General features: G+C 67.5%; 19 protein-coding genes. 5 read left to right on the top strand and 14 right to left on the bottom strand.

The features are described 5' to 3' along the window. Positions 1 to 8: 8 nt before the first annotated feature. Both argJ and secA read right to left on the bottom strand, forming a co-directional pair. Positions 9 to 1,238, bottom strand: coding sequence for a bifunctional glutamate N-acetyltransferase/amino-acid acetyltransferase ArgJ (gene argJ, locus ACSFA0_RS15685; RefSeq protein WP_435451201.1), 1,230 nt, complete (start codon positions 1,236 to 1,238; stop codon positions 9 to 11). 31 nt (positions 1,239 to 1,269) lie between these two features. Beyond that, positions 1,270 to 4,053: a preprotein translocase subunit SecA gene (secA, locus tag ACSFA0_RS15680; protein WP_435451200.1), complete on the bottom strand. Its 2,784-nt coding sequence runs from the start codon at positions 4,051 to 4,053 to the stop codon at positions 1,270 to 1,272. A gap of 161 nt (positions 4,054 to 4,214) precedes the next feature. Here secA and ACSFA0_RS15675 point away from each other — a divergent pair, with 161 nt between their 5' ends. After that, a complete protein-coding gene (locus ACSFA0_RS15675) occupies positions 4,215 to 4,526 on the top strand; it encodes a DciA family protein (RefSeq protein WP_435451199.1) in 312 nt (103 codons plus the stop codon). Positions 4,527 to 4,542: 16 nt separating this feature from the next. On the opposite strand, the gene ACSFA0_RS15670 is transcribed toward ACSFA0_RS15675, so the two are convergent. The 8 genes from ACSFA0_RS15670 to ACSFA0_RS15635 form a co-directional block, all read right to left on the bottom strand. Continuing rightward, the gene (locus ACSFA0_RS15670; protein WP_435451198.1) at positions 4,543 to 5,772 is read right to left on the bottom strand and encodes a pyridoxal phosphate-dependent decarboxylase family protein; all 1,230 of its coding nucleotides are present in this window, start codon (positions 5,770 to 5,772) and stop codon (positions 4,543 to 4,545) included. Position 5,773: 1 nt separating this feature from the next. After that, positions 5,774 to 6,589, bottom strand: coding sequence for an ABC transporter permease (locus ACSFA0_RS15665; protein ID WP_435451197.1), 816 nt, complete (start codon positions 6,587 to 6,589; stop codon positions 5,774 to 5,776). After that, entirely contained in the window at positions 6,586 to 7,419 is an 834-nt protein-coding gene (locus ACSFA0_RS15660; RefSeq protein WP_435451196.1) for an ABC transporter ATP-binding protein, read from the bottom strand. The genes ACSFA0_RS15665 and ACSFA0_RS15660 overlap by 4 nt, the downstream gene beginning before the upstream one ends. Further along, positions 7,419 to 8,462 carry a taurine ABC transporter substrate-binding protein gene (locus tag ACSFA0_RS15655; protein WP_435451195.1) on the bottom strand — a complete coding sequence of 348 codons (1,044 nt, stop codon included), beginning with the start codon at positions 8,460 to 8,462 and terminating at the stop codon, positions 7,419 to 7,421. Before ACSFA0_RS15655 ends, ACSFA0_RS15660 begins: the two co-directional genes overlap by 1 nt. Positions 8,463 to 8,592: 130 nt before the next feature. Beyond that, positions 8,593 to 9,282, bottom strand: a complete 690-nt coding sequence (locus tag ACSFA0_RS15650; protein WP_435451194.1) for a GntR family transcriptional regulator — start codon at positions 9,280 to 9,282, stop codon at positions 8,593 to 8,595. An 83-nt stretch (positions 9,283 to 9,365) separates the two neighbouring features. After that, a complete protein-coding gene (locus ACSFA0_RS15645) occupies positions 9,366 to 10,289 on the bottom strand; it encodes a dimethyl sulfoxide reductase anchor subunit family protein (protein WP_435451193.1) in 924 nt (307 codons plus the stop codon). Then, complete coding sequence (locus tag ACSFA0_RS15640) at positions 10,286 to 11,086, bottom strand: 4Fe-4S dicluster domain-containing protein (protein WP_435451192.1); 801 nt, start codon at positions 11,084 to 11,086, stop codon at positions 10,286 to 10,288. The genes ACSFA0_RS15645 and ACSFA0_RS15640 overlap by 4 nt, the downstream gene beginning before the upstream one ends. Next, on the bottom strand, positions 11,083 to 14,028 hold the full coding sequence (locus ACSFA0_RS15635) for a molybdopterin oxidoreductase family protein (protein ID WP_435451191.1): 2,946 nt from the start codon (positions 14,026 to 14,028) through the stop codon (positions 11,083 to 11,085). The genes ACSFA0_RS15640 and ACSFA0_RS15635 overlap by 4 nt, the downstream gene beginning before the upstream one ends. An 85-nt stretch (positions 14,029 to 14,113) precedes the next feature. Between ACSFA0_RS15635 and ACSFA0_RS15630 the strand changes: the two genes are divergently transcribed. Continuing rightward, complete coding sequence (locus ACSFA0_RS15630; protein WP_435451190.1) at positions 14,114 to 15,028, top strand: LysR family transcriptional regulator; 915 nt, start codon at positions 14,114 to 14,116, stop codon at positions 15,026 to 15,028. A 28-nt stretch (positions 15,029 to 15,056) separates the two neighbouring features. On the opposite strand, the gene ACSFA0_RS15625 is transcribed toward ACSFA0_RS15630, so the two are convergent. Then, positions 15,057 to 16,010, bottom strand: a complete 954-nt coding sequence (locus ACSFA0_RS15625) for a bifunctional enoyl-CoA hydratase/phosphate acetyltransferase (RefSeq protein ID WP_435451189.1) — start codon at positions 16,008 to 16,010, stop codon at positions 15,057 to 15,059. Positions 16,011 to 16,031: 21 nt separating this feature from the next. Further along, complete coding sequence (gene xsc, locus ACSFA0_RS15620; protein WP_435451188.1) at positions 16,032 to 17,855, bottom strand: sulfoacetaldehyde acetyltransferase; 1,824 nt, start codon at positions 17,853 to 17,855, stop codon at positions 16,032 to 16,034. 170 nt (positions 17,856 to 18,025) lie between these two features. On the opposite strand from xsc, the gene ACSFA0_RS15615 reads away from it, so the two are divergent. The 3 genes from ACSFA0_RS15615 to ACSFA0_RS15605 are packed head-to-tail and all read left to right on the top strand — an operon-like array spanning position 18,026 to position 21,573. Further along, a complete protein-coding gene (locus tag ACSFA0_RS15615; RefSeq protein ID WP_435451187.1) occupies positions 18,026 to 18,856 on the top strand; it encodes an IclR family transcriptional regulator in 831 nt (276 codons plus the stop codon). 27 nt (positions 18,857 to 18,883) lie between these two features. Further along, complete coding sequence (locus ACSFA0_RS15610) at positions 18,884 to 19,858, top strand: AAA family ATPase (protein WP_435451186.1); 975 nt, start codon at positions 18,884 to 18,886, stop codon at positions 19,856 to 19,858. After that, entirely contained in the window at positions 19,855 to 21,573 is a 1,719-nt protein-coding gene (locus ACSFA0_RS15605) for a cobaltochelatase CobT-related protein (RefSeq protein ID WP_435451185.1), read from the top strand. The genes ACSFA0_RS15610 and ACSFA0_RS15605 overlap by 4 nt, the downstream gene beginning before the upstream one ends. Positions 21,574 to 21,599: 26 nt before the next feature. On the opposite strand, the gene ACSFA0_RS15600 is transcribed toward ACSFA0_RS15605, so the two are convergent. Further along, complete coding sequence (locus tag ACSFA0_RS15600) at positions 21,600 to 23,324, bottom strand: N-acyl-D-amino-acid deacylase family protein (protein ID WP_435451184.1); 1,725 nt, start codon at positions 23,322 to 23,324, stop codon at positions 21,600 to 21,602. 28 nt (positions 23,325 to 23,352) lie between these two features. Continuing rightward, a complete protein-coding gene (locus tag ACSFA0_RS15595) occupies positions 23,353 to 24,360 on the bottom strand; it encodes a Bug family tripartite tricarboxylate transporter substrate binding protein (protein ID WP_435451183.1) in 1,008 nt (335 codons plus the stop codon). Positions 24,361 to 24,436 lie beyond the last annotated feature (76 nt).

Genomic DNA, 24,436 nt, shown 5'->3' with positions numbered 1-24,436 from the left:
GGGGGCCATCAGGAGCGGTAGTCGGCGTTGATGGAGACGTAGTCGTGGCTCAGGTCACAGGTCCACACCGTGTCGGCCGCGTCGCCGCGGCCGAGCGCGATACGCACCGTGATCTCGCTCTGCTTCATCACGCGCTGGCCGTCTTCTTCGCGGTAGGCCGGGTTGCGTCCGCCCTGGACGGCCACGTGCACGTCGTCGAGGTACAGGTCGATGCCGGTCTGGTCGAGGTCGTCGATGCCGGCATAGCCGACGGCGGCGAGGATGCGGCCGAGGTTCGGGTCGCTGGCGAAAAACGCCGTCTTGACCAGCGGCGAATGCGCCACGGCATAGGCGACCTGCCGGCACTCGGCGGCGTCGCGGCCACCCTCGACGCGGATAGTGATGAACTTGGTGGCGCCCTCGCCGTCGCGCACGATGGCCTGGGCCAGCTGGCGCGCGACGTTCTGCATCGCGGCGAGCAGCGTACGGCCATCGGCAGAATCGAGCGAATCGATGCGCGCATGCGCGGCCTTCTGCGTCGCGATGACGACGAAGGAGTCGTTGGTCGACGTGTCGCCGTCGATGGTCACGCGGTTGAACGACGCATCGGCCAGCGCCTTGGCCAGCGGCTGGATCAGCGCCGGGTCGATCTGCGCATCGGTGGCCATGAAGCCGAGCATGGTCGCCATGTTCGGGCGGATCATGCCGGCGCCCTTGCTGATGCCGGTGATGGTCACGGTGGCGCCACCGATCTGCACCTGCTGGCTGAAGGCCTTGGGCACCGTGTCGGTGGTCATGATGCCTTCGGCTGCACGCGCCCAGTGGTCGGGCGACGCATCCGCCAGCGCCGCGGGCAGGCCGGCCTCGATGCGGTCGACCGGCAGCGGCTCCATGATCACGCCGGTAGAGAACGGCAGGATCTGCTCCGGCGCGATGTCGAGCTCGCGCGCCAGCGCCACGCAGCTCTGGTGCGTGCGCGCCAGGCCGTCCTGGCCGGTGCCGGCATTGGCATTGCCGGTGTTGATCAGCATCGCGCGGATACCGTAGCCCTTGGCCAGGTGGTCGCGGCACACCTGGACCGGCGCGGCGCAGAAGCGGTTCAGCGTGAACACGCCTCCGACCGCCGCGCCTTCATCGATCAGCACGACCGTCAGGTCCTTGCGATTGGCCTTTCGCACGCCGGCTTCGGCCACGCCGATGCGCACGCCAGGCACCGCATGCAGGTTCGCCGGATCGGGAGGGGTGAGGTTCACTGGCATGGCGTGGTCTTCAAAAGGAGGAACAGGTGAATCAGGTCAGCTTGCCGTGGCACTGCTTGAACTTCTTGCCGCTGCCGCAAGGGCACGGGTCGTTGCGGCCGACGCGCGCGAAGGCCGCAGCCTCGGCGCTCAGGCCAAGACCGGCGGCGGCAGCACGGCGGGTGCTTTCCTCGTCGACACGCACCTCGACCTCGCCCGTTTCGGTGGGCGCGGTGTAAGTGATGTTGGAGATGGCCTCGGCGCGGCTTTCGATGTTCTCGGCCGCCTCTTCGAGCTGCTCGCCCGACTGCACGCGCACGGTCATGAGCTGGCGCGTGACGTCGTTCTTGACCGCGTCGAGCAACTGGCCGAAGAGCTCGAAGGCTTCGCGCTTGTATTCCTGCTTGGGCTGCTTCTGTGCATAGCCGCGCAGGTGGATGCCCTGGCGCAGGTAGTCGAGCGACGCCAGGTGCTCGCGCCAGTGCGTATCGATGCTTTGCAGCAGCACCATGCGCTCGAAGGGCGTGAAGTTCTCCTGGCCGACCTGCGCCACCTTGGCGTCGAACGCGGCATGGGCGGCCTGCACCACCTTCTCGACGACGTCCTCGTCGCTGATGGCGGTGGCGGCTTCGACCTCGCGCTTCAGCGGAAGGTCGAGCGCCCAGTCGTTCACCAGGGTCTTTTCGAGACCGACGAGGTCCCACTGCTCTTCCACCGATTCCGTGGGCACGTACTGGCGCGCCAGCTCGCTGAAGCAACCCTCGCGCAGGCCGGCGATCTGCGCCGTGAGGTCCGCCGCGTCGAGGATGTCGTTGCGCTGCTGGTAGATCACCTTGCGCTGGTCGTTCGACACGTCGTCGTACTCGAGCAGCTGCTTGCGCACGTCGAAGTTGCGCGCCTCGACCTTGCGCTGCGCGCTCTCGATGCTGCGCGTGACGATGCCCGCTTCGATCGCCTCGCCGTCGGGCATCTTCAGCCGGTCCATGATGGCCTTGACGCGGTCGCCCGCGAAGATGCGCATCAGCGGGTCGTCCAGGCTCAGATAGAAACGCGACGAGCCCGGGTCACCCTGCCGACCCGAACGGCCCCGCAGCTGGTTGTCGATGCGGCGCGATTCGTGCCGCTCGGTCGCGATGATGCGCAGGCCGCCGAGCGCCTTGATGGCTTCGTGGTCCTTCGTCCATTCCTCGCGCACGCGGGCGATCTCGGCCGCCTTGGCGGCTTCGTCCATGCCCTCGTCGGATTCGATCGCGGCGATCACCTTCTCGATGTTGCCGCCGAGCACGATGTCGGTGCCGCGACCGGCCATGTTGGTCGCGATGGTGATCATCTTCGCGCGGCCGGCCTGGGCCACGATGTCGGCTTCGCGCGCATGCTGCTTGGCGTTGAGCACCTGATGCGGCAGACCGGCCTTGGTCAGCAGCGCATCGATGATTTCCGAGTTCTCGATCGACGAGGTGCCCACGAGCACCGGCTGGCCACGCTCGTAGCATTCGCGAATGTCCTGGATCGCCGCGTCGTACTTCTCGCGTGTCGTCTTGTAGACGCGGTCGAGCTGGTCGTCGCGCTTGCTGATGCGGTTCGGCGGGATGATCATGGTCTCCAGACCGTAGATCTCCTGGAACTCGTAGGCCTCGGTGTCGGCCGTGCCGGTCATGCCGGCCAGCTTGCCGTACAGACGGAAGTAATTCTGGAAGGTGATCGACGCCAGTGTCTGATTCTCGGCCTGGATCTCCACGCCTTCCTTGGCCTCCACGGCCTGGTGCAGGCCATCGCTCCAGCGGCGTCCGCTCATCAGACGACCGGTGAACTCGTCGACGATGACGACTTCGCCCTGCTGCACCACGTAGTGCTGGTCGCGGTGATACAGGTGACGCGCGCGCAGTGCCGCGTTCAGGTGGTGCATCAGCGTGATGTTGGCCGGGTCGTACAGGGACGCGCCTTCGGGCAGCAGCTTGAACTCCGACAGCAGCTGCTCGGCCTTCTCGTGGCCGGCTTCGGTCAGGAACACCTGGTGCGTCTTCTCGTCAACCGTGAAGTCGCCGGGCTTCGTCACGCCCTCGCCGGTGCGCGGGTCTTCCTCGCCTTCCTGCTTCTCGAGCAGCGGCACGACCTTGTTGATCGCGAGGTACAGGTCGGTGTGGTCCTCGGCCTGGCCGCTGATGATCAGCGGGGTGCGCGCCTCGTCGATGAGGATCGAGTCCACCTCGTCGACGATCGCGTAGTTCAGCAAACGCTGCACCCGGTCGCGCGACTCGTAGACCATGTTGTCGCGCAGGTAGTCGAAGCCGTACTCGTTGTTCGTGCCGTACGTGATGTCCGCCCCATAGGCGGCCTGCTTCTCCTCGCGCGGCATGTTCGGCAGGTTGATGCCCACCGTGAGGCCCAGGAAGTTGTAGAGGCGACCCATCCATTGCGCGTCGCGATTGGCCAGGTAGTCGTTGACCGTGACCACGTGCACGCCCTTGCCGGCCAGGGCATTGAGGTACACCGGCAGCGTGGCCGTCAGCGTCTTGCCTTCGCCGGTGCGCATCTCGGAGATCTTGCCGTTATGCAGGGCCATGCCACCGAGCATCTGGACGTCGAAGTGGCGCATCTTCATGACGCGCTTGGAGCCTTCGCGCACCGTGGCGAAGGCTTCGGGCAGCAGGTCGTCGAGCGACTCGCCCTTGGCGACGCGATCCTTGAACTCCACGGTCTTGGCGCGCAGCGCATCGTCGCTGAGTTTCTCGAACTGCGGCTCGAGGGCGTTGATGCGTTCAACGGTCTTGCGGTACTGCTTGAGTAGCCGGTCGTTGCGACTGCCGAAGATTTGGGTCAGGAAGTTGGTGGCCATGTGTGAAGGATCGATCGAGCGCCCGAACGGATTCGGACGCCGCGATGAAATCCCTAAGATAGGGTGAAAGCACATGGGCGCGCATTTGCCAAAAGCAAGCGGCCCGTGCCGGCGCGAACACCGGCTAACCGGGCATTTTAGCCACTTGACCTCCTCCCCTCATGTCATCGAACCGCCGATTCAATTCCTTCACGCTGCTGCAGGCCGCGGACGGATCGCCCACGCTGGCGGGGCTGCTGGCGCGTGCGCAGGATGCCGCCGACAGGCTGCAGGCGATCGAGGGTCTGATCCCGGTCGAGATGCGTTCGGCCATCAAGCCCGGTCCGGCGGAGGACGACGTGTGGTGCCTCCTCGTGCAGGGCAGTGCAGCGGCGGCCAAGCTACGTCAGTTGGCGCCGACGCTGGTGGCACGGCTCAACGCCCGGGGCTGGAAGGTGGCGAGCATCCGCATCAAGGTGCAGACGCGGCGCTGATCGGCGCCTCGGCGCGCTAGTAGCGCGCGTCGACCTTGCCGCCCGCGCGCTGCGGTGCTTCTGCGATCGCGGCTTCCAGATCTGCGAGGTACTGGTCGACGACCGGCTCGTGCGTCAGATTGAGCATGTGGTGCAGCCCGGCCGGCTGGGTCACGTAGCCCGCGACCCAGCCGCGCCGCGTGAGGCCGGCACCGATGGCCGCCATGTCGCGTTCGGGTGAGCCGTAGGCCAGGATCGACAGTTGCGGGTCGGCGATGGTGGGCAGGCCGAGTGCGGCAGCACCGTCCTGCAACGCGCGGCGGGTGGCGAGCACCCGTGCGGCGATGCGACGGTAGCCCGCCTCGCCGAGGTAGTTCATGACAGCCCAGGCCGCGGCGATCGCACCGCCGGCGCGGGTGCCGACGAGCGTATTGGTGAAATACTGGCCGCGCGGCCACTGGTCAAAGTACCAGCCCATGCCCGCAAAGCTGTCGGCATCGCGGAAGAACAGCGTGGAGGCGCCCTTCGCGGTGTAGCCGTACTTGTGCAGGTCGGCCGAGATCGACACCACACCGGGCACCTTGAAATCCCAGTCCGGCAACTGCACGCCGAGCTGCTGCGCGAAGGGTGCGAAGTACCCACCGACACAGGCATCGACATGCATCCACACCTCCTTCGCGCTGGCCACCGCGGCGATTTCGCCGATCGGGTCGACCACGCCGTGCGGAAATGCCGGCACCGAGCCGACCACCATCACCGTGTCGGTCGTGATGGCCGCGGCGATGGCCTGCGGGTCGGCGGTGAAGTCCGCGCGCAAGGGCGTGCGGATCGGCGTCAGGCCCATGAAATGCGCCGCCTTGTCGAAGGCCGGGTGCGCGCTCGTGGCCATCACGATCTGCGGCGTCCCCATCGCGGGGTTTCGCCGACGCGCCTGATCGCGCGCGGCCTTCACGGCGAGAAAGATGCTCTCGGTCCCGCCGGTGGTCATGGCGCCGCGTGCCAGTGGGCCGCCGTGCAACAGACCGAGCCCCATCGCCACCACCTCGGATTCGAAGCGTTCCAGGCTGCCGAAGGCGCGCAAGCCCAGGCCGTTCTCCGAGAAATACATCAGGTAGGCCTGCTTGGCCACCTCGAGCACATCGTCCCCGGCATAGTGGATGAACATCGGCACGCGGCCGCCGCGCCAGTCGGCATCGCGCTGGCCGGCCTCCTGCAACTGCGCCTTCAACGCGGGCCAGCCGATGCCTTCCTTGGGCAACACAGTCATGTCAGCCTTCTTTCCCGCCCCAATGGACGATGCGGTTTTCGAGCGCGCGAGCGCACAGATCGAGCAAATAGCCGAGCGCGGCCATGATCAGCGCGCCGACGATCACCACGTTGGTCAGCAGAAAGTCCGACGCCGACATCGCCATGTACGCGATACCCGCGCTGGTGGCGATCATCTCGGCGCCGACCAGCATGGTCACGCCCAGGCCGATGCACACGCGGATGCTGGTGAAGATGCCGGGCAGGCTGGCCGGGAAAATCACGCGCCGAAAGATCGTCGCGCGCGACGCGCCGAGCGCCAGCGCGGCCTGCACCTTGCGTCGGCCCACGCCGCGCACCGCCTGCATCGCGCTGATCGAGAGAATCGGGAACAGCGCCAGCACGATGATCACCACCTTCGCCAGTTCGCCGATGCCGAACCAGATGATGAGCAGCGGCAACAGCGCGAGCTTGGGCATCGGGCGGCTGATCTCGATGGGCGGATCGAGCACGGCCTTGACCGTTTCGTTCATGCCCATCCAGAGCCCGAGCGGCACCGCGACGACCACCGACAGCACGAAGGCGGTGCCGAAGCGAAACAGGCTGATGCCCAGGTGATAGCCCAGCGTCTTGCCCTGGTAGCCGTTGTTCAGCAGCATCAGGAACGTGTCCCACACCGACCCTGGCGACGGCAGGAACAACGGCGCGACCAGCGGCTTCTGGCCCAGGGGTGTGGTCACCAGAACCCACAACAGCAGCAGGCCGGCGAAGGAAGCCAGGTTGATTCCCAGCGAGCGCCGGGTGCGACCACTGGCGCCGTGGTGCGAAGTGCTGCTCATCGACCACCCTCCTGGCGCTGCGCCGCCAGCGACTCTTCGCGCAGCAGGCCGAAGATCTCGGCCTTCATGCGGACGAACTCCACGCTCGCGACCACCGCGGGGTCCTCGCTCAGCGCGAACTGCGGCGCCAGGCGCGCCTTGATGCGGCCCGGCCTCGCCGACATCACGACGATGTCGGTGGCGAGGAACAGCGCCTCTTCGATGCTGTGCGTGATCCACAGCATCGTCTTGCGCGTGCTCTGCCAGATGCGCTTGATCTCTTCCTGCAGCAGCTCGCGCGTCTGCGCGTCGAGCGCGGCGAAGGGCTCGTCCATCAGCAGGATCTCCGGGTCGTTGGCCAACGCCCGGGCGATGCCCACGCGCTGCTGCATGCCGCCCGACAACTCGTAGGGGTAGCGCCTGGCGAAGGCCGTGAGGCCGACCATCTCGAGGTAGCGGTCGGCGATGCGGCTCGCTTCGGCCGACGACGCGCCGGTGGCGAGCGGTCCGAAGGCGACGTTGTCACGCACGCTCATCCACGTGAACAGCGCGCCCTGCTGGAACACCACGCCGCGCCGCGGGTCAGGCCCGCGCACCGGCACGCCGTCCATGAGCGCCTCCCCGCTGGTCGGCTTCTCGAAGCCGGCCAGGATGTTGAGCAGCGTGCTCTTGCCGCAACCCGAAGGCCCGACCAGGCAGACGAAGGCGTTCTCGGCGATGTCGAGCGAGATCGGTTCCAGCGCCTGCACCGCGTCGTCGCCCGAGCCGAAGCGCTTGGTGACCTTGTCGAAGCGTGCCTTGACCACCGGCGACGCCAGACCGCCGCCGCGGGCGGAAAGATCGCCCTGCATCAGGCGAGCTGCGCGACGAAGCTGCTGTCGACCAGCCCGTTCATGTCCTTGGGCAGTGCGTTGATCTGCCCCGTCTCCTTCAGGAACTCGGCCTGCACTTGCAGCGTCTTGACGACAGCGGAGTTCTTCTCGCCGGGCTTGCCCAGCCACTTCGCGGTGAGTTGTTCCCTGGCCGGCACCGGGTAGAAGGTGTTCAGCGAACGCATCACCGCGGCCTCGTCGACGCCGAGGAACTTGGTCATGGTGTCGACCACCTCCTTCGGGTTCTGCTTGAAGGTGGCGGCGATCTGTTCGAAGTCCTTGAGGAAGGCCAGCACCATGTCGGGGTTCTTCTTCTTGAAGTCGTCGCGCACCAGGAACGCATCGAACATCACCAGTCCGGCAGCGGCGTTGAGGTCACCGGTCTTGAAGATCACCGTGCCCGCATCTTCGACCAGCTTGGGAATCACCGGCACCCAGATGTAGGCGGCATCGATCTCGCGGCGCGTCCAGGCCGAAGCGATGGTGTCCGCGCGCATGTTGATCAGCTGCACGTCGTTGACGCCGAGGCCCGCGGTCTTGAAGGCCGCCAGGGCCGCGAAATGGACCGAGGTGTTGAACGGCAGGCCGACGCGCTTGCCCTTGAGGTCGGCCAGCTTCTTGATGTTGGCGCTGTTCTGCACCACCAGCGCTTCGCTGTCGATGATGTTCTTGTAGATGTAGACCAGCGAGGCCTGCACGCCGTTGGCATAGCCCACCACCATCGGGCTGGACCCGAGGTTGCACATGTCGAGGCTGTTGCCGGCCATGGCCGAGATCACCTCGGAACCCGCCCGCACGGTGACGAAGTCCACCTTGGTTCCGGCGCCGAAGATCTTCGGCGCCAGGCCCTTGGCGCGGATGTAGTTCTGCGCGTCGATGCTGCCGAACGTCCCCAGGTTGACGGTCTTCGGGGCCTGCCCGAAGACCGGGCCGGCGCCGATCAACGCCCCTCCCGCCATCGAACCGACCATCATGTGGGCGGCGGTCACACCGAAATCGCGCCGGGACAGAGTGAGCTTCATCGGATGCCTTTCAGAAAGGGCGGGAGCACAAACCAGGCGTCGACCTGGGGTCCGATGAAGAATAGAGGCGTTTGAATATATTCTCAAGCGTAATTTCGCGACCCTCGGTGGTCGCGCCCGACGCCGCCCATCAGGGCTGGAGCAGTCGGATCAAAAACTTCGCACCCTGGGTGAGGTCGTCCCGAATGGCCTTCGCCAGGGCGTCTCCATCGCGCCGCCGCAGGGCATCGATCGCCTGCAGATGGGTCTCGTGCCCCGTGAGGCTGCCGCAGTACTGCGGGAACAAGAGATTCAGCGTCGGGCCCACCCGCAGGTAGAGGCTTTCGATGATGCCGATGAGCACCGGCTGCTCGGATGCACGATATATCGACAGGTGAAAATCCGTGTTGGCGCTCAGCGTTTCGTGCGCCCTGCCGCCCTGGATGGCCGCGAGGTGGAGGGCCACCACCTGGTCGAGCCGGTCCATTTCGGCGTTGTCCATCCGTGCTGCGGCTTCACGCGCCGCCATGGGCTCGAGCTCGATCCGGATCTTCAGGATCTCACGGTAGGTCTCGACCCCCAGCCGCGGCACGCGCAGCGTCCGGCCATTCTCCACGGTCAGCGCGCGCTCGGCGACAAGCCGCTGCACCGCCTCGCGCACCGGCGTCAGGCTGACGCCGTAGCTCTCGGCGATGCCGCGCACGGTCAACACCTGCTCGGGCAGCAGCCCGCCGGTCATGAGTGCGCGTTGCAGGCGCCGGTAGGCCTGGTCGGCGAGCGTGTCGGTACGGACGTCCGCGTCGTCGTCGGGCGGGTTTCGGCTCAGAGGGATGACGGGCATGGGTCGGGCGGCGACGAGGGCCGCGGTGGCCTGAAGACCGCATGAATATACTCTGCTGCCCTGCGGCGCCCGCCCTCACGATCTCAGGACACGACCTGGTAATAGAGGTTCTGCGGATGCCTGGCCTGCGCGAAAAAGAACCACCGGTCTGCCACCAGCCCCGGCACCTGCACCACCAGCGCCAGCACGAAGGCCAGGCCTGCCGAGGCGGTCACGCCCCAAACCAACAGCAGCGTCGGCAGTGCAAATCCGAGCACCAGCAGTGCCAGCTTCACGTTCTTCATGGCCAGCCGACTGGCCCGGTGGAAGAACTCGCGCGTGTTGAAGGAGCCGGCCGACATGCCCATCGACTTCTGCACCAGGTTCGGCGCACGGATGCCGGTGGCCGATTGCAGCGTGGACTGGTGTTTGATCAGCGCGTTGCGGCGCAGCGCCATGGTTCGGGTGATCCATGCGATGACCGTCACCGCCAGCGCCGCCGGACCGCTGGCCTGCAGCAATTGCGGCTGCGCCAGCAGCACGGCCAGCGCGCTCGTCAGGATCAGCCCCGAAGACAGCCCGATGAGCGTGAAGTTGACGATGGTCAGCGGCTGCGCCCATTCCTGGATGAAGCGCAGGCACGCGTAGATCATGGCGGTGCAGTACCACAGCAGCGCGGCGACGACGATGGCCGCGAGCGGCAGCCACACCGTGTCGATGCCGGCAGACAGCGCCAGCCACCACAGGGCGACGACGGCGATGAAGGCGGGCAGCACGATCACCTCGCGCGACAGCCACGAGGTGCGCCACATCAGCACAGCGCGCCACGCGCGTTCGGGCCGGCCCAGGTGGGCGAAGGACGCACCCAGGCCGATGAGCAGCATCGCCTCGGCCACGATCAGGGCCATGCCCACGAACGACGGCGCCAGTGCCATGCCGGCGAGCCGCGCCAGCGCGAGCGCGACGACCATGCCCTGCGCTGCACCGGCGATGGTCGTGAAGATCACGACGGAGAAGGCCGGGTTCATTGCTCGCCTCCGATGGTGGGCTGCACCTTCGAGCTGCCGCCGGCCACGTCGGTCACGCGGCGCGGCAGGTACTGGTTCGCCGGGCTGGTGTTCCACTCCGGCATGAGCGAATAGCCGCCGCGCTCGCGCACGGCGATCGACGCTGCGGAGTTCGGATCCTTCACGTCGCCAAAGATGCGCGCGCCGGTCGGGCAAGCCATCACGCAAGCCGGCTTGCGCTCTTCCTTGGGCAGCTTCTCGTCGTAGATGCGGTCGACGCACAGGGTGCACTTGGTCATCACCTGGCGCTCTTCGTCGAGTTCGCGCGCGCCGTAAGGGCAGGCCCATGCGCAGTACTTGCAGCCGATGCACTTGTCGTAGTCGACCAGCACGATGCCGTCTTCCTTGCGCTTGTAGCTGGCGCCCGTGGGGCACACCGGCACGCAGGGCGGGTCTTCGCAGTGCAGGCAGCTCTTGGGGAAATGGATGGTTTCCGTGACCGGGAAGGCGCCGGCCTCGTAGGTCTGCACGCGGTTGAAGAAGGTGCCGGTCGGCTCGGCGCCATAGGGCTTCTCGTCGGACAGCGGACCGGCGCTGCCGGAGGTGTTCCATTGCTTGCAGGAGGTGACGCAGGCATGGCAGCCGACGCACACGTTCAGGTCGATCACCAGCGCCAGTTGCTTGGCCAGCGTCTCACCGGGGTCGGCACGCACGCTCACGTGGCCGTCGCGCGCGATCGACACCGGTCGCACACCCTCCTCCACCAGCGCCATCGGCGGTGCTGCGCCGGTGATCAGGTCTTTGAGCCATTGAATCATTTCCGGCGCCCCGCAAAGTAGGTCAGCACGCTCGCCGCCTTGCCGACCACACCCGGCGCGCTCGGCATGCTCGCGATCTGGGGAAAGGTCTCCTTCGGCTCTTCGGGGTCGGCGGGCCGGATACGCACCCGCACGTCGTACCAGCCGGCCTGTCCCGTGATCGGGTCGGAGTTGCTGATGGTGGTGCCGCCGTGCGAATTGGCAAAGGGCAGTTCTTCGGTGATCAGGTGGTTCAACAGGAAGCCCTTGCGCGCTTCGTCGGCACCCGGCGCCAGCTGCCAGGCGCCGTCGGCCTTGCCAATGGCGTTCCAGGTCCAGACCGTGCCGGGCTCGACCGTCTCGCTGTAGCGCAGCATGCAGCGCACCTTGCCCCATTGGCTCTCGACCCAGCACCAGCCGCCGTCCTCGATCCCGGCGGCCCTCGCGGTCACCGGGTTCACGTGCAGGTAGTTGTGGCTGTGAATCTGCCGCAGCCAGGCGTTCTGCGAATCCCACGAGTGGTACATCGCCATCGGCCGCTGCGTGAGCGCATTGAGCGGGTAGGTGTCGCGGTCGGTCACGCCGTCTTCCAGTGGCGGGTACCAGAAGGGCAGCGGGTCGAAGTAAGTGTCGATGCGCTCGCGCAGTTCGTCGGGCGGCTGGCGCCCCGGGGTCTTGCCCTGGGCCGCCAGGCGAAAGCTCTGCAGCGTGTCCGAGTAGATGGCGATCTGCACCGGGTCGTTGCGCTGGCGCCAGCCCTTGTCCTTGGCGAAGTCGAGGTATTCCCGATTCCAGTTGCGCATGTAGTGCATGGTCTCGGGCATGTGGTGCTGGAAGACGCAGTTGTTCTTCGCGTACATGTCCCACTGCTTCGGATTGGGCTCGCCCTTGAGATGTTCGGTGCCGTCCTTGCCGCGCCAACCCATCAAGAATCCGATGCCCGGGGACGGTTGAAAGTTGACGACGAAGTCCGGGTACCCCGTGAACTTGCGTCCGCCTTCGGGCGTGGTGAAGGCCGGGAACTGAAGGCGCGAGGCCAGTTCGATCAACACTTCCTGGAAGGGTTTGCACTGGCCGGTCGGGGGCACCACCGGGATGCGCACCGAATCGACCGGCCCGTCGAACTCGGAGATCGGCCGGTCGAGCATGCCCATCACGTCGTGGCGCTCGAGGTAGGTGGTGTCGGGCAGCACCAGGTCGGCAAAGGCGACGGTCTCGCTCTGGAAGGCATCGCACACGACCAGGAAAGGGATCATGTACTCGCCGTGTTCGTCCTTGCGGTTGAGCATCTCGCGCACGCCCATCGTGTTCATGCTGGAGTTCCACGCCATGTTGGCCATGAAGATCATCAGCGTGTCGATGCGGTATGGGTCGCCCTTGACGGCATTGGTGATCACGTTGTGCATCAGCCCGTGGGCCGACAACGGATGCTCCCACGAGAAGGCGTGGTCGATGCGGATCGGCGAGCCGTCGGGGTTGATGGCCAGCTCGTCGGGGCTGGCCGGAAAACCCAGCGGCGCGGCGTTGAGCGGCGTGTTGGGCTTGATCATCTCGGGCGAATTGAAGGCCCGATAGTTCGGCACGATGTGGCGCGGGTACGGCGCCTTGTGGCGGAAGCCGCCCGGCGCGTCGATGGTGCCCAGCACGCTCATCAGCACCGCCAGCGCGCGGATGGTCTGGAAGCCGTTCGAATGCGCCGCCAGGCCACGCATCGCGTGGAAGGCCACCGGGCGGCCCTGGGTGGTCGGGTGCACCTTGCCCCAGGCGTCGGTCCACGGGATCGGCATCTCGAAGGCCTGGTGCAGCGCCGTCTCGCCCATTTCGCGCGCCAGCTTGCGGATGCGTTCGGCATCGATCCCGGTGATGGCTGCGGCCCACTCAGGCGTGCAGTCGGCCACGCGGTCGCGCAGCAGCTGAAACGAAGGCGCGACGCGGGTGCCGTCGGCCAGGGTGTAGTGGCCTTCGAGCGCCGGGTCGCATCCTTCGCCGACGCCTTCGGGATAGGCCGCCTTCACGGCGCCGTCGGCGCGGTCCCAGATCAGCTTGTTGTGCGGGTGGCGCCCATCGCCCGGCGGGCCGCGCTCGGGGTCGGGGTCGAAAGCGAACAGGCCTTCGCGTTCGCCTTCGTCCAGCACCACCAGTTGTGGTGCGTTGGTGAAGCGCTTGAGGAAGGCGTGGTCGATCAGGTCGCTGGCGATCAGCTCGTGCAGCAGCGCCATGAACAGCGCGCCGTCGGTGCCCGGCTTGATGGGAATCCATTCGTCCGCAATCGCCGAGTAGCCGGTGCGCACCGGGTTGATCGAAATGAATCGTCCGCCATCGCGCTTGAATTTGCTGATGGCGATCTTCATCGGGTTGCTGTGATGGTCTTCGGCGGTGCCGATCATCACGAACAGCTTGGCGCGCTCGAGGTCGGGGCCGCCGAACTCCCAGAAGCTGCCGCCGATGGTGTAGATCATCCCGGCGGCCATGTTGACCGAGCAGAAGCCGCCGTGCGCCGCGTAGTTGGGCGTGCCGAACTGCCGCGCGAACAGGCCGGTGAGCGCCTGCATCTGGTCACGGCCGGTGAAAAGCGCGAACTTCTTCGGATCGGTCGAGCGGATCTTGCCCAGGCGCTCGGTCAGGATCTCGAAGGTGCGTTCCCAGCTGATGGGCTCGAACTCGCCGGCCCCGCGCTCGCTGCCGGGCTTGCGCAGCAGCGGCTGGGTGAGCCGCGCGGGCGACACCTGCTTCATGATGCCCGACGACCCCTTGGCGCAGATCACACCCTGGTTCAGCGGGTGCTCGGGGTTGCCGTCGATGTAGCGCACCTCCGGCCCGTGCTCGCCTTCGCGCAGGTGCACGCGGATGCCGCAGCGGCAGGCGCACATGTAGCAAGTGGTGGTCTTGACCTCGGTCTCGGAGGTCGGCGTCGGTGCGTCGAGCGGATCGTGGATCGGTTCGCGCGAGAGGAACTTGAACACGGGCGGTCCTTCGGTTCTTTTGGTGTGGGGCCGCGCTCATCCTAGGGATTGCGGTCAAACAAAAAAGCGGAGAATATTTCTCACAATGACCCGTAAAACCGATCAGCACGTCGACTCGCGACTTCGTCTCAATCTGCGCCAGCTCGAGGTCTTCGTGGCCACGGCGCGCGAAGGCTCCACCCGCGCTGCCGCGACGCGCGTGGCGCGCTCGCAATCCGCCGCGAGCGCATCGCTGGCCGAGCTGGAGGCCGTGCTGGGCGTCCACCTCTTCGACCGGGTCGGACGGCGCCTGGTGCTCAACGAGAACGGCCATGCGCTGCGCGCCAGGGCCGCCGCGCTGCTGGAGCAGGCGGCAGAGATGCAGTCGCTCTTCGCCACGGCGCATCCGGCGCCTTTGCGCATGGCGGCCAGCTTCACGATCGGCGAGTACCTGCTGCCCAACCTGGTGGCGAGCTGGAAAGACGCGCACCCGGACAGCCAGGTGCGCCTGCAGATCGGCAATACCACGCAGGCCATCGAGGCCGTGGCCGGTTTCGATGTCGACCTGGGCTTCATCGAAGGCTCGCAGACGCACCCCGAACTCTCCACACAGGGCTGGCTCACCGATGAACTGGTCATCGTGGCGTCGCCCACGCACCCGCTTGCCGGTCAGGTGGCCGGCCTTCGACAGTTGCGCGAGGCCGACTGGGTGCTGCGCGAGCGCGGCTCCGGCACGCGCGAGGCCGCAGACCGCTGGCTGCTGGAGCATCTGGGCCGCCTGAACGTCGGCTTCGAGCTGGGGAGCACCGAGGCCATCAAGCAGTTCGTGACGCGCAACGTGGGGCTCGGCTGCGTCTCGCGCTATGCCGTCGCCGATGCGCTGGAGCGGGGCTGGCTGGTCGAGCTGCGCACGCGACTGCCCAAGGCATTCCGGCACCTGGCCATCGTGACGCACCGCGACAAGCACCTGGGCCGCAGCGCGCTGGCCTTCGTCGAGCACTGCATGAAGGCGGCCGCCTGAAGCGAGCGCTTCTCGCTGCCGCGCCGACTCAGCGCGGCGCCGCCAGCACCGCAAGCGCCACGGAGGCAATCCGGGCCAGCGCCGAATCGGCCCGCGACGTGAGCACGATCGGCACGCGGGCACCGAGCACCAGGCCGGCGCACTCGCCGCCGCCGACGTAGTTGAAGCTCTTGTAGAGCATGTTGCCGGCGTTGAGGTCGGGCACGATCAGCAGATCGGCATCGCCGCTGACCTGCGAATCCATTTTCTTGATGCGCGCCGCCTCGGCCGAGATCGCATTGTCGAAACCGAAGGGGCCTTCGACCCGTGCGCCGGGCCATGCACCCTCGTTCGCCATCGCGACCAGCGCCTGCGCATCGAGCGTCGCAGGGATCGCCGGGTTGACCGACTCCACGGCCGCCAGGATGCCGACCTTCGGATGCGCGATGCCCAGCGCCTGCATCAGGTCGATGGCGTTGCCCAGGATGTCGCGCTTGGTCTTGAGGTCCGGCGCGATGTTGACCACGCAATCGGCCAGGCCCAGGAGCTTGGGGTAGCGCGGCAGATCGAAGAGGAACAGGTGGCTGATGCGCCGCGTGCCGCGCAGGCCGGCCTCGCGGTCGACGACGGCAGACATCAGCTCGTCGGTATGAAGGGAGCCCTTCATCAGCGCGGCGACGCGGCCTTCGCGCGCCAGTTCGACGGCGCGCCGCGCCGCGTCTGCGGGCGCCTCGGCCGTGTGCACCCGTTCGAAGCGCGCAATATCGACGCCGGCTTCCCGCGCCGCCTGCGCCATGGCATCCCGCGGGCCCACCAGCACGGGCACCCCGAGTGCGGTGTCGGCGATGCGCACCGCGGCATCGATGGCCGCGCTGTCGCACGGGTAGACCAGCGCGATGCGCTGGGGCGCTGCAGCCGCGTGTTCCCGCGCTCGACGAACCAGCTCGTCGAGGCGGGGATGCGTGGCCGTCGCGCCGGTCTCTGCAAGCAGCGCTGCAGTCATGGCAGTGACGTCAGCGCGTGCTCAGACGTAATCCTTGTACTTGTCGAGGAAGCGCACCGGCTTGGCCAGCGCGTCGCGGCGGAACGGGTCGCCGAGTTCGCGGGTGCACATGATTTCGATGACGCAGGTCTTTCCCTCGTTCATCTGCATGTCGATGGCCTTCTTGAGCGCCGGGCCCACGTCTTCGAGCTTGTCGACCACGATGCCCTCGGCGCCCATCGACTTGGCGATGCCGGCGAAGCTTTCGCTTTCCAGCTCGCCCGCGACGAAGCGGCGGTTGTAGAAGTCGACCTGGTTCTTCTTCTCGGCGCCCCACTGGCGGTTGTGGAAGACCACGGCCGTCACCGGGATGTCGTGGCGCACGGCCGTCATGATCTCCACCATGCTCATGCCCCAGGCGCCGTCGCCGGCGTACGCCACGGCCGGACGGTCGGGGGCGGCGCACTTGGCGCCGATCATGGTGGGCAGCGAGTAGCCGCAGTTGCCGAAACTCATCGGCGCGAAGAAGCTGCGGGGTTCGTCGAAGCGCAGGTAGCTGTTGGCCACGGCGTTGATGTTGCCGATGTCGGTGGAGACCATCACGCGCGGCGGCATGGCCTTTTCGAGCTCGCGCAGCACCTGGCGCGGATGCAGGTAGGTGCCGCCGTTGGGCGTCTTCTCGCCCTTGGCTTCCTCGATCGAATCGAGGCTGAACGGATCGCGCTCATGGGTCCATTCGTCGAGCTCCTTCTCCCACGCGTCCTTCTCCGACTTGATGGTGGCGGCGCGCTCGGCCTTGGTCGCGTCGCACGCGAGCGTCTTGTCCTTGAGCAGCGCGAGCAGCGCCTTGGCCGTCGCCTTGGCATCGCCGTGGATGCCGACGGTGATCTTCTTGACCAGGCCGAGGTTGGTGTGGTCGGCTTCGACCTGGATGATCTTCGCGTTCTTCGGCCAGTAGTCCATGCCGTGCTGCGGCAGCGTGCCGAACGGACCCATGCGCGAACCGAGCGCGATCACCACGTCGGCCTGGGCCATCAGCTTCATCGCGGCCTTCGAACCCTGGTAGCCGAGCGGGCCGGCCCACAGCGGGTGGCTGGCGGGGAACGAGTCGTTGCGCAGGTAGCCGTTGGCCACCGGCGCGCCCAGGCGCTCGGCCAGGGCCTTGCACTCTTCCACCGCATCGCCCATGACCACGCCGCCGCCCGACAGGATGATCGGGAACTTGGCCGTGGCCAGCAGCTCAGCCGCCGCCCTCAGGCTGTTTTCGCCGCCGGCGCCGCGCTCCACGCGCATCGGCTTGGGAATCTCACACTCGATCTCGCCGTAGAAATAGTCACGGGGAATGTTCAGCTGCGTCGGGCCCATCTCCGAGATGGCGCGGTCGAAGCAGCGTGCCGTGAACTCAGCCATGCGCTTCGGGTTGACCACATGACCCTGGTACTTGGTGAACTCCTGGAACATCGGCAGCTGGTTGGCTTCCTGGAAGCCGCCCAGGCCCATGCCCATCGTGCCGGTCTCGGGTGTGATCATCACGACCGGGCTGTGCGCCCAGTAAGCGGCAGCGACCGCCGTCACGCAGTTGCTGATGCCAGGGCCGTTCTGGCCGATCACTACGCCGTGGCGACCCGACACGCGCGCATAGCCGTCGGCCATGTGGGCGCCGCCCTGCTCGTGCACCACCGGGATCAGCCGGATGCCCGCGGGGGCGAAGATGTCCATCGCATCCATGAAGGCCGAACCCATGATGCCGAACATGTCGGTCACGTCGTTGGCGACCAGGGTCTCGACGAAGGCCTCCGACGGGGTCATCTTCTGCACGCCGGTGACGGCGGTGCGGGCGGCGGTGGCGGGGGGTTGCTTGCTCATGGTTGTCTCCTGAGGGGTCTGGGTGTGGCAGTGGGCCGTTACGAAAATTGGAACTACCCGTACCGATTTATCGTGCGACGACTATAGGACGCGACCACGCCGGCGTCAAACAAATTTCAAAAAACGGAACAGCATGTACTGTTTTTTGTAAATGACTATGATCGCGCCCCATGAAGATCGTCAAGAGTTCCAAGTCGATGCCCACGGTGGCGGCGGGTGACGCCAGTGCCGACACGCCTGCGATCCGGCTGTTCGCCCTGCTCGAGACCATCGCCGCCAAGGACCAGCGTTATGCGCTGCAGGGCCTGGTCGAAGAAACCGGCCTGCCCAAGCCCACGCTGCATCGCATGCTCCAGCAACTCGAAGGCGCGGGGCTGCTGCAGCGTGAAGGCGACGGCCGGCACTACGGCATGGGCGCGCGCCTGCGCCGGCTGGCCGAGAACCTGCTGCTCAACGACAGCTTGCATGGCGCGCGCCATGCCGTCTTGCGCCACCTGGTCGAAGAGGTCGGCGAAAGCTGCAACATCACGGCGCTGTCCGGCAGCGAGGTGGTCTACCTCGACCGCGTGGAAACCGCCGCGCCGCTGCGCTTCTACCTGCACCCGGGCTCGCGGGTCCCGGTGCACTGCTCGGCCAGCGGCAAGATCTTTCTCGCCCAGATGGACCTGGCTCAGCGCAAGCGCCTGCTGGCCCACAGCCCCCTCGACGCCTACACGCCGAAGACGCTGACCGACCTGGGCCAGATCGAAAGCGAGATCGCCCGCGTGCAGCAGGACGGCTTTGCGCTGGACGACGAAGAGTTCCTGCCCGGGCTGCTGTGCATCGCGATGCGGGTGCCCAGCCGTCAGGGCCCGTCGAACCTCTGCGTCGCCGTGCAGGCGCCGGTGATGCGGCTGGACATCGCCAAGGCGAAAAAGCTGATGCCCGCCCTGCGTCGCGCCGCTCAGGCGCTGGCGCGCATCGACGCCGACGCCGCGCCCGCCCGCCAGGCGCTGGCCTGACCCCCTTCTGCGACAGAGAAAGCCACCGTGACCGACACCGCTGCCCTGACACCCGACCGCCTGCTGAGCGTGCGCGACACCTTCGGCATCGACAGCGACCTGCAGGTGCCTGCCTTCGGCACCCGCGACGCGCACGTGCCCGAGATCGACGCCGTCTACCGCTTCCAGCCCGACGTCACGCTGGCGATCCTGGCGGGCTTCATGCGCGACCGGCGCGTGATGGTGCAGGGGCTGCACGGCACCGGCAAGTCGACCCACATCGAACAGATCGCCGCGCGCCTGAACTGGCCTTGCGTGCGGGTCAACCTTGACGGCCACATCAGCCGGCTCGACCTGGTCGGCAAGGACGCCGTGGTGCTGCGCGAGGGCCAGCAGGTCACCGAATTCCAGGAAGGCATCGTGCCGTGGGCGCTCCAGCGGCCGGTGGCGCTGATCTTCGACGAGTACGACGCCGGCCGGCCCGACGTGATGTTCGTGATCCAGCGCATCCTCGAGCGCGACGGCCAGTTCACGCTGATGGACCAGAACCGCGTGCTGCGCCCGCACCCGTTCTTCCGCCTGTTCGCCACCGCCAACACGGTTGGGCTGGGCAACCTCAACGGCCTCTACCACGGTGCGCAGCGGCTCAACCATGCGCAGATCGACCGCTGGAACATCGTCGCCTCGCTCGACTACCTGCCGGTCGACGAAGAGGTGGCCATCGTGCAGGCGCGCGTGCCGTCGCTGACGGACGCGGCGGGCACCGCGCTCGTGCGCTCCATGGTGGCGGTGGCCGCGTTGACCCGCAAGGGCTTCGCCGCCGGCGACCTGTCGACGCTGATGTCGCCGCGCACCGTCATCACCTGGGCCGAGAACGTCGATATCTTCAAAGATCCGGCGCTGGCCTTTCGCCTGTCCTTCGTGAACAAGTGCGACGAGGCCGAGCGGCCGCTGGTGGCCGAGTACTTCCAGCGCTGCTTCGACCGCGAACTGAAGGAGTCGCTCCCGCTTTCCGCGCCATGAGCGAACTGCAGCAGCGCATCCGCCAGGAGCAGCAGGTGGCCGAACTCTGCGCGGCCGTGGTGCGCGCCATCGCCGGAGAACGCGACCTGCACTTTCGCGGTCGGCGCCTGCACCGTGGCCGCGACGCCCTGCCCTGGTTCGCGCCGCACCTGCACCCCTCGCCCGACACCGACGACTTCGGGTCTTTCCGCGGCGTGGCCGACGGGCTCGCGCTGCGCCTGAGCCGCTCCGACGCGGCGCTGCACGAGACACTGAAGCCCGAGGCACCGGTCGAGCGCTTCCTGTTCGAGATGCTCGAGCAGTTCCGCGTCGAGACCCTGGCGCCCGACGCCATGCCGGGCATGGTGCGCAATCTTCGCCACCGTCACCGAACCTGGTCGCTGACCTTCCATCACTCGGGGATGACCGACACCGCGCGCGGCCTGTTGATCTACGCGGTGGCGCAGATCTGCCGCGGCCGCGTGAGCGGGCAGCAGGTGGTCGAAGAGACCGAGGACATGCTGGAAGCCACCCGCTTCGCGCTGGCACCGCTGATCGGCCACGCGCTCGCCGGCCTGCGCCGGGACCGCGCCGATCAGGCGGCGTACGCCGTGCACGCACGCGCCATCGCGCACACCGTGGCTGGGATGCTGGCCGAAGCGGGCGACCACGACGAAGCCGCGCCCGACGCCGCCGAGGCCGACACCCGGCGCGGCCTGTTCAGCCTGGTCGCCGACATGGACGCCGAGATCATCGAGCGCTTCACCACCGCGGCCTCGGGCCGCAGCCCCACGCTGGACGACGCGGCCGGCGCCTACCGCGTCTTCACCACCGCCCACGACCGCGAACACCGGGCCGCGACGCTAGCGCGCAAGCAGGTGCTGGTCGAGCACCGCGAGCGGCTCGATCGCCGCATCGCAGGTCAGGGCGTGAACGTGGCACGCCTGGCGCGCCGACTGCGCGCACTCCTGGCCGAGCCGACACGCGACGGCTGGGACGGTGGCCAGGAAGAGGGCCATATCGACGGGCGTCGGCTGGCACAACTGGTCGCATCGCCGACCGAGCGGCGCCTGTTCCGCAAAGAGCGCCAGGAACCGGTGGCCGACTGCGTGGTCAGCTTCCTGATCGATTGCTCGGGCTCGATGAAGGAACACGCCGAATCCGTCGCCATGCTGGTCGACGTGTTCGCCCGTGCGCTCGAACAGGCCGGCGTCGTCAGCGAGATCCTCGGCTACACGACCGGCGCCTGGAACGGTGGCCGCGCACGGCGCGACTGGCAGCGCGCCGGCAAGCCGCCGCACCCTGGCCGGCTCAACGAGCGTTGCCACATGGTGTTCAAGGGCGCCGAAACCCCATGGCGCCGCGCGCGACCGGACATCGCAGCGCTGCTCAAGGCCGACCTGTTTCGCGAAGGCATCGACGGCGAGGCGGTCGACTGGGCCTGCGGTCGGCTGCTCGCACGACCCGAAGCGCGCAAGCTGCTGCTGGTCATTTCGGACGGCTCGCCCATGGACAGCGCCACCGAACTGGCCAACGACGCGCACTACCTCGACCACCACCTGCGCAACGTGGTGGCGCGCCACGAGCAGGGCCGGCGCGTCGCCATCGGCGGTATCGGCGTCGGGCTGGACCTGAGCCCGTACTACAGCCACAGCCAGGTGATCGACCTCGCGGGGTCGATCGGCAACGCGGTCTTCGCCGAGATCGTCGGCCTGATGGCGCGTCTGCCGCGCTGAAGGCCTGTCCGTCCGACCGCGCCGCGTCAGGCGCGCCGTTGCGGGCCGCGCAGCAGTTTGCCCGGGAGCGCGCCGGTGCGCTGGCCCGCTTCCATGATCGTCTCGCCGGCCTTGAGCGTGGCCTGGTAGCCCTCGGCGGTCTGCACCAGGCGCCGGCCGCCAGCGGGCAGGTCGAAGGCGACAAACGGCGGCGGAATGCGCAGGCGGTCGAAATCGATGATGTTGATGTCGGCGATGTACCCCGGCTGCAGCAGCCCGCGGTCGTTCAGCCCGTAGATGCGCGCCGTGTCGCGTGTCTGGCGCTGGACCATCAGCTCCAGCGGCAGCGTCGGGCCGCGGCTGCGGTCGCGCGCCCAGTGCGTGAGCATGTAGGTCGGCATGCTCACGTCGCAGATGTAGCCACAGTGCGCCCCGCCGTCGGCCAGGCTCATCATCGTGCGCGGATGCTGCAGTTCTGTGTGCAGCTGGCTCAGGTCGTTGTAGGCGTAGTTGAAGCTGGGGAAGTAGACGATGCCCTTGCCGTCCAGGTCCATCAGCATGTCGTAGGCCACCTCCAGCGGCGTGCGGCCGTCTCGCTGGGCGATGGCGGCAATGCTCTGCGATTGCGGGGGCTCGTAGTCGGGCTCGGCGCCCAACGCATACATCTTGTGGAAGCTCTGGGTCAGGTAGGCGGAGCGCGTGTCGTACTGGGCGGAGCCCATCAGCGCCGCCATGTCGGTGAGCTGCGCGCGCACCGCGGGGTCGCGCAGACGGGCCAGCTTCTCGGGCCATGGCAGCGGCGCGATCTCCTGCCACAGCGGGTGCGTCATGAAGGGATGGGTCGAGCCGAGCCATGCCATCAGGATGCCGGCGGGCCGGCCGGCCACCGCGCCGTACAAGGGCACGTTCGCCTTGTGCGTCTCGTCGAGTGCGGCCAGCAGGCGCTTCCAGGTGTCGGGCGTCTGATCGGTCTGCACCAGCGCAAAGGCCACCGGCAGGTTGTTGTCGCTTGCCAGCTGCGTCATCCAGGGCAGCTCGGTTTCCATCTGGTAGTGGTTCGACGTCATCTGGAACACGCCGTGGCCCACCTCGCCGAGCACGCGGGCGATGCCGAGGATCTCGTCGGGCGACGCGAAGGTGCCCGGCGGGTACTTGCGCCCCTGGTACTTGTGGATGATCGTCCGGCTGGTCGACAGGCCGAGCGCCCCGGCGCGCATGCCTTCGCGCACCAGTTGCACCATCGCCTGGATGTCCGCTGGCGTGGCCTCGTCGTGCGTGATGCCGCGCTCGCCCATCACGAAGGTTCGCAGCGCCGAGTGGGGAATCTGGGCGCCGACGTCGAGGGCGCGCGGCATGCGCTCGAGCGCGTCGAGGTACTCGGGAAAAGTCTCCCATTGCCAGTCGATGCCTTCCGCCAGCACGGTGCCGGGGATGTCTTCCACGCCCTCCATGACGCTGATGAGCCAGTCGCGCTTGTCGGCATGCACCGGCGCGAAACCGACCCCGCAATTGCCCATGACGACGCTGGTCACACCGTGGTCGGTGGACGGGCTGAGGTACGGGTCCCAGGTCACCTGGCCGTCGTAGTGCGTGTGCACGTCGACCCAGCCGGGCGTCACGATCGCGCCGCTGGCGTCGATCTCGCGCCGGGCGGCACCGAGCTTGCCGCCGACCTCGGCGATGCGGCCGTCGGTGATGCCGAGGTCGCCGGTGAAGCGCGGTTGGCCGCTGCCGTCGACGAGCGTGCCGCCGCGAATGATGGTGTCGAACATGTCGGATCCTTGGGAGTCGTTTCGGGGGTCAGTCCAGCTTGATGTTGGCGGCCTTGATGACCTCGCCCCATCGCTCGCTGTCGTTCTTGACGATGGCGGCGAAGGCGGGCCCCGACGCACCGGACGGCTCGTTGCCCTGGGTCTCGATCAACTTGAGCATGTCGGGCGATCGCGCGATCTTGGCGAGCAGGTCACCGATCTTCTTGGCGGTGGCCGGCTCCATGGCGCCGGGGCCGAAGATGCCCTGCCATCCCACGATGTCCAGGCCCTTGACGCCTTGCTCGGCGAAGGTCGGCAGCTCGGGGAGCACCGGCACACGCACCGGGGTCGCCGTGGCGATGCCCTTGGCCTTGCCCGCCTTGATGAAAGCCACCGCGGTGGCCGTGCCGTCGAAGTACAGCTGCACTTCGCCGGCCACCAGTGCCCGCGACGCGTCGGCCGTGCCTTTGTAGGGCACGTGGGTCATCTTGGTGCCGGTGCGCATCTGCAGCAGTTCGACGTTCAGGTGCGAGGTCGAGCCCTGCGAGAACGAGGCGTAGTTGAGCTTGCCGGGGTTGGCCTTGGCATAGCTCACCAGTTCCTGCACGTTGTTGAAAGGCGCGTCGGGCGGCGCGATCAGCACCGTGGCCGACTTGACCATCTGGGCCAGGGGCGTGAAGTCCTTGACCGGGTCGTAGGGCAGCTTGGCATAGAGGTGCGGGTTCTGCGTGTGCGTGATGACGATGGTGTAGAGCAGCGTGTGGCCGTCGGCAGGCGCACGTGCGACGTCCTGCGCGCCGATGAACGTGCCGGCCCCGGGCTTGTTGTCGACGATGACGCTCTGGCCGCCGAGCTCGTCGGTCATCAGCTTCGCGATCACCCGCGCGGTGGCGTCCGAGCCCGAGCCGGCTGGAAACGGCACGACGATGCGAATGGGCTTGCCGGCGATCGGCCAGGCGCCTTGCGCGAGCGCCGGGGGCGCCGAGCCCATGATTCCCAGGACGGACGCAACGGCGGCGGCAAGCAGGAAGCGCCGAGGGCGCGCAATGGACTTCATGGGGGTGTCTCCAGCGGTGGGGAACGCGGGCCGCTGCATGGCGTCCCGTCCTGTGGCGCCGGCAATAATGCAAGCG

Origin of the sequence: Variovorax restrictus (assembly GCF_051216715.1) — a bacterium.
Lineage (GTDB): Bacteria > Pseudomonadota > Gammaproteobacteria > Burkholderiales > Burkholderiaceae_C > Variovorax.
This window is presented reverse-complemented; position numbering and strand designations above follow the sequence as displayed.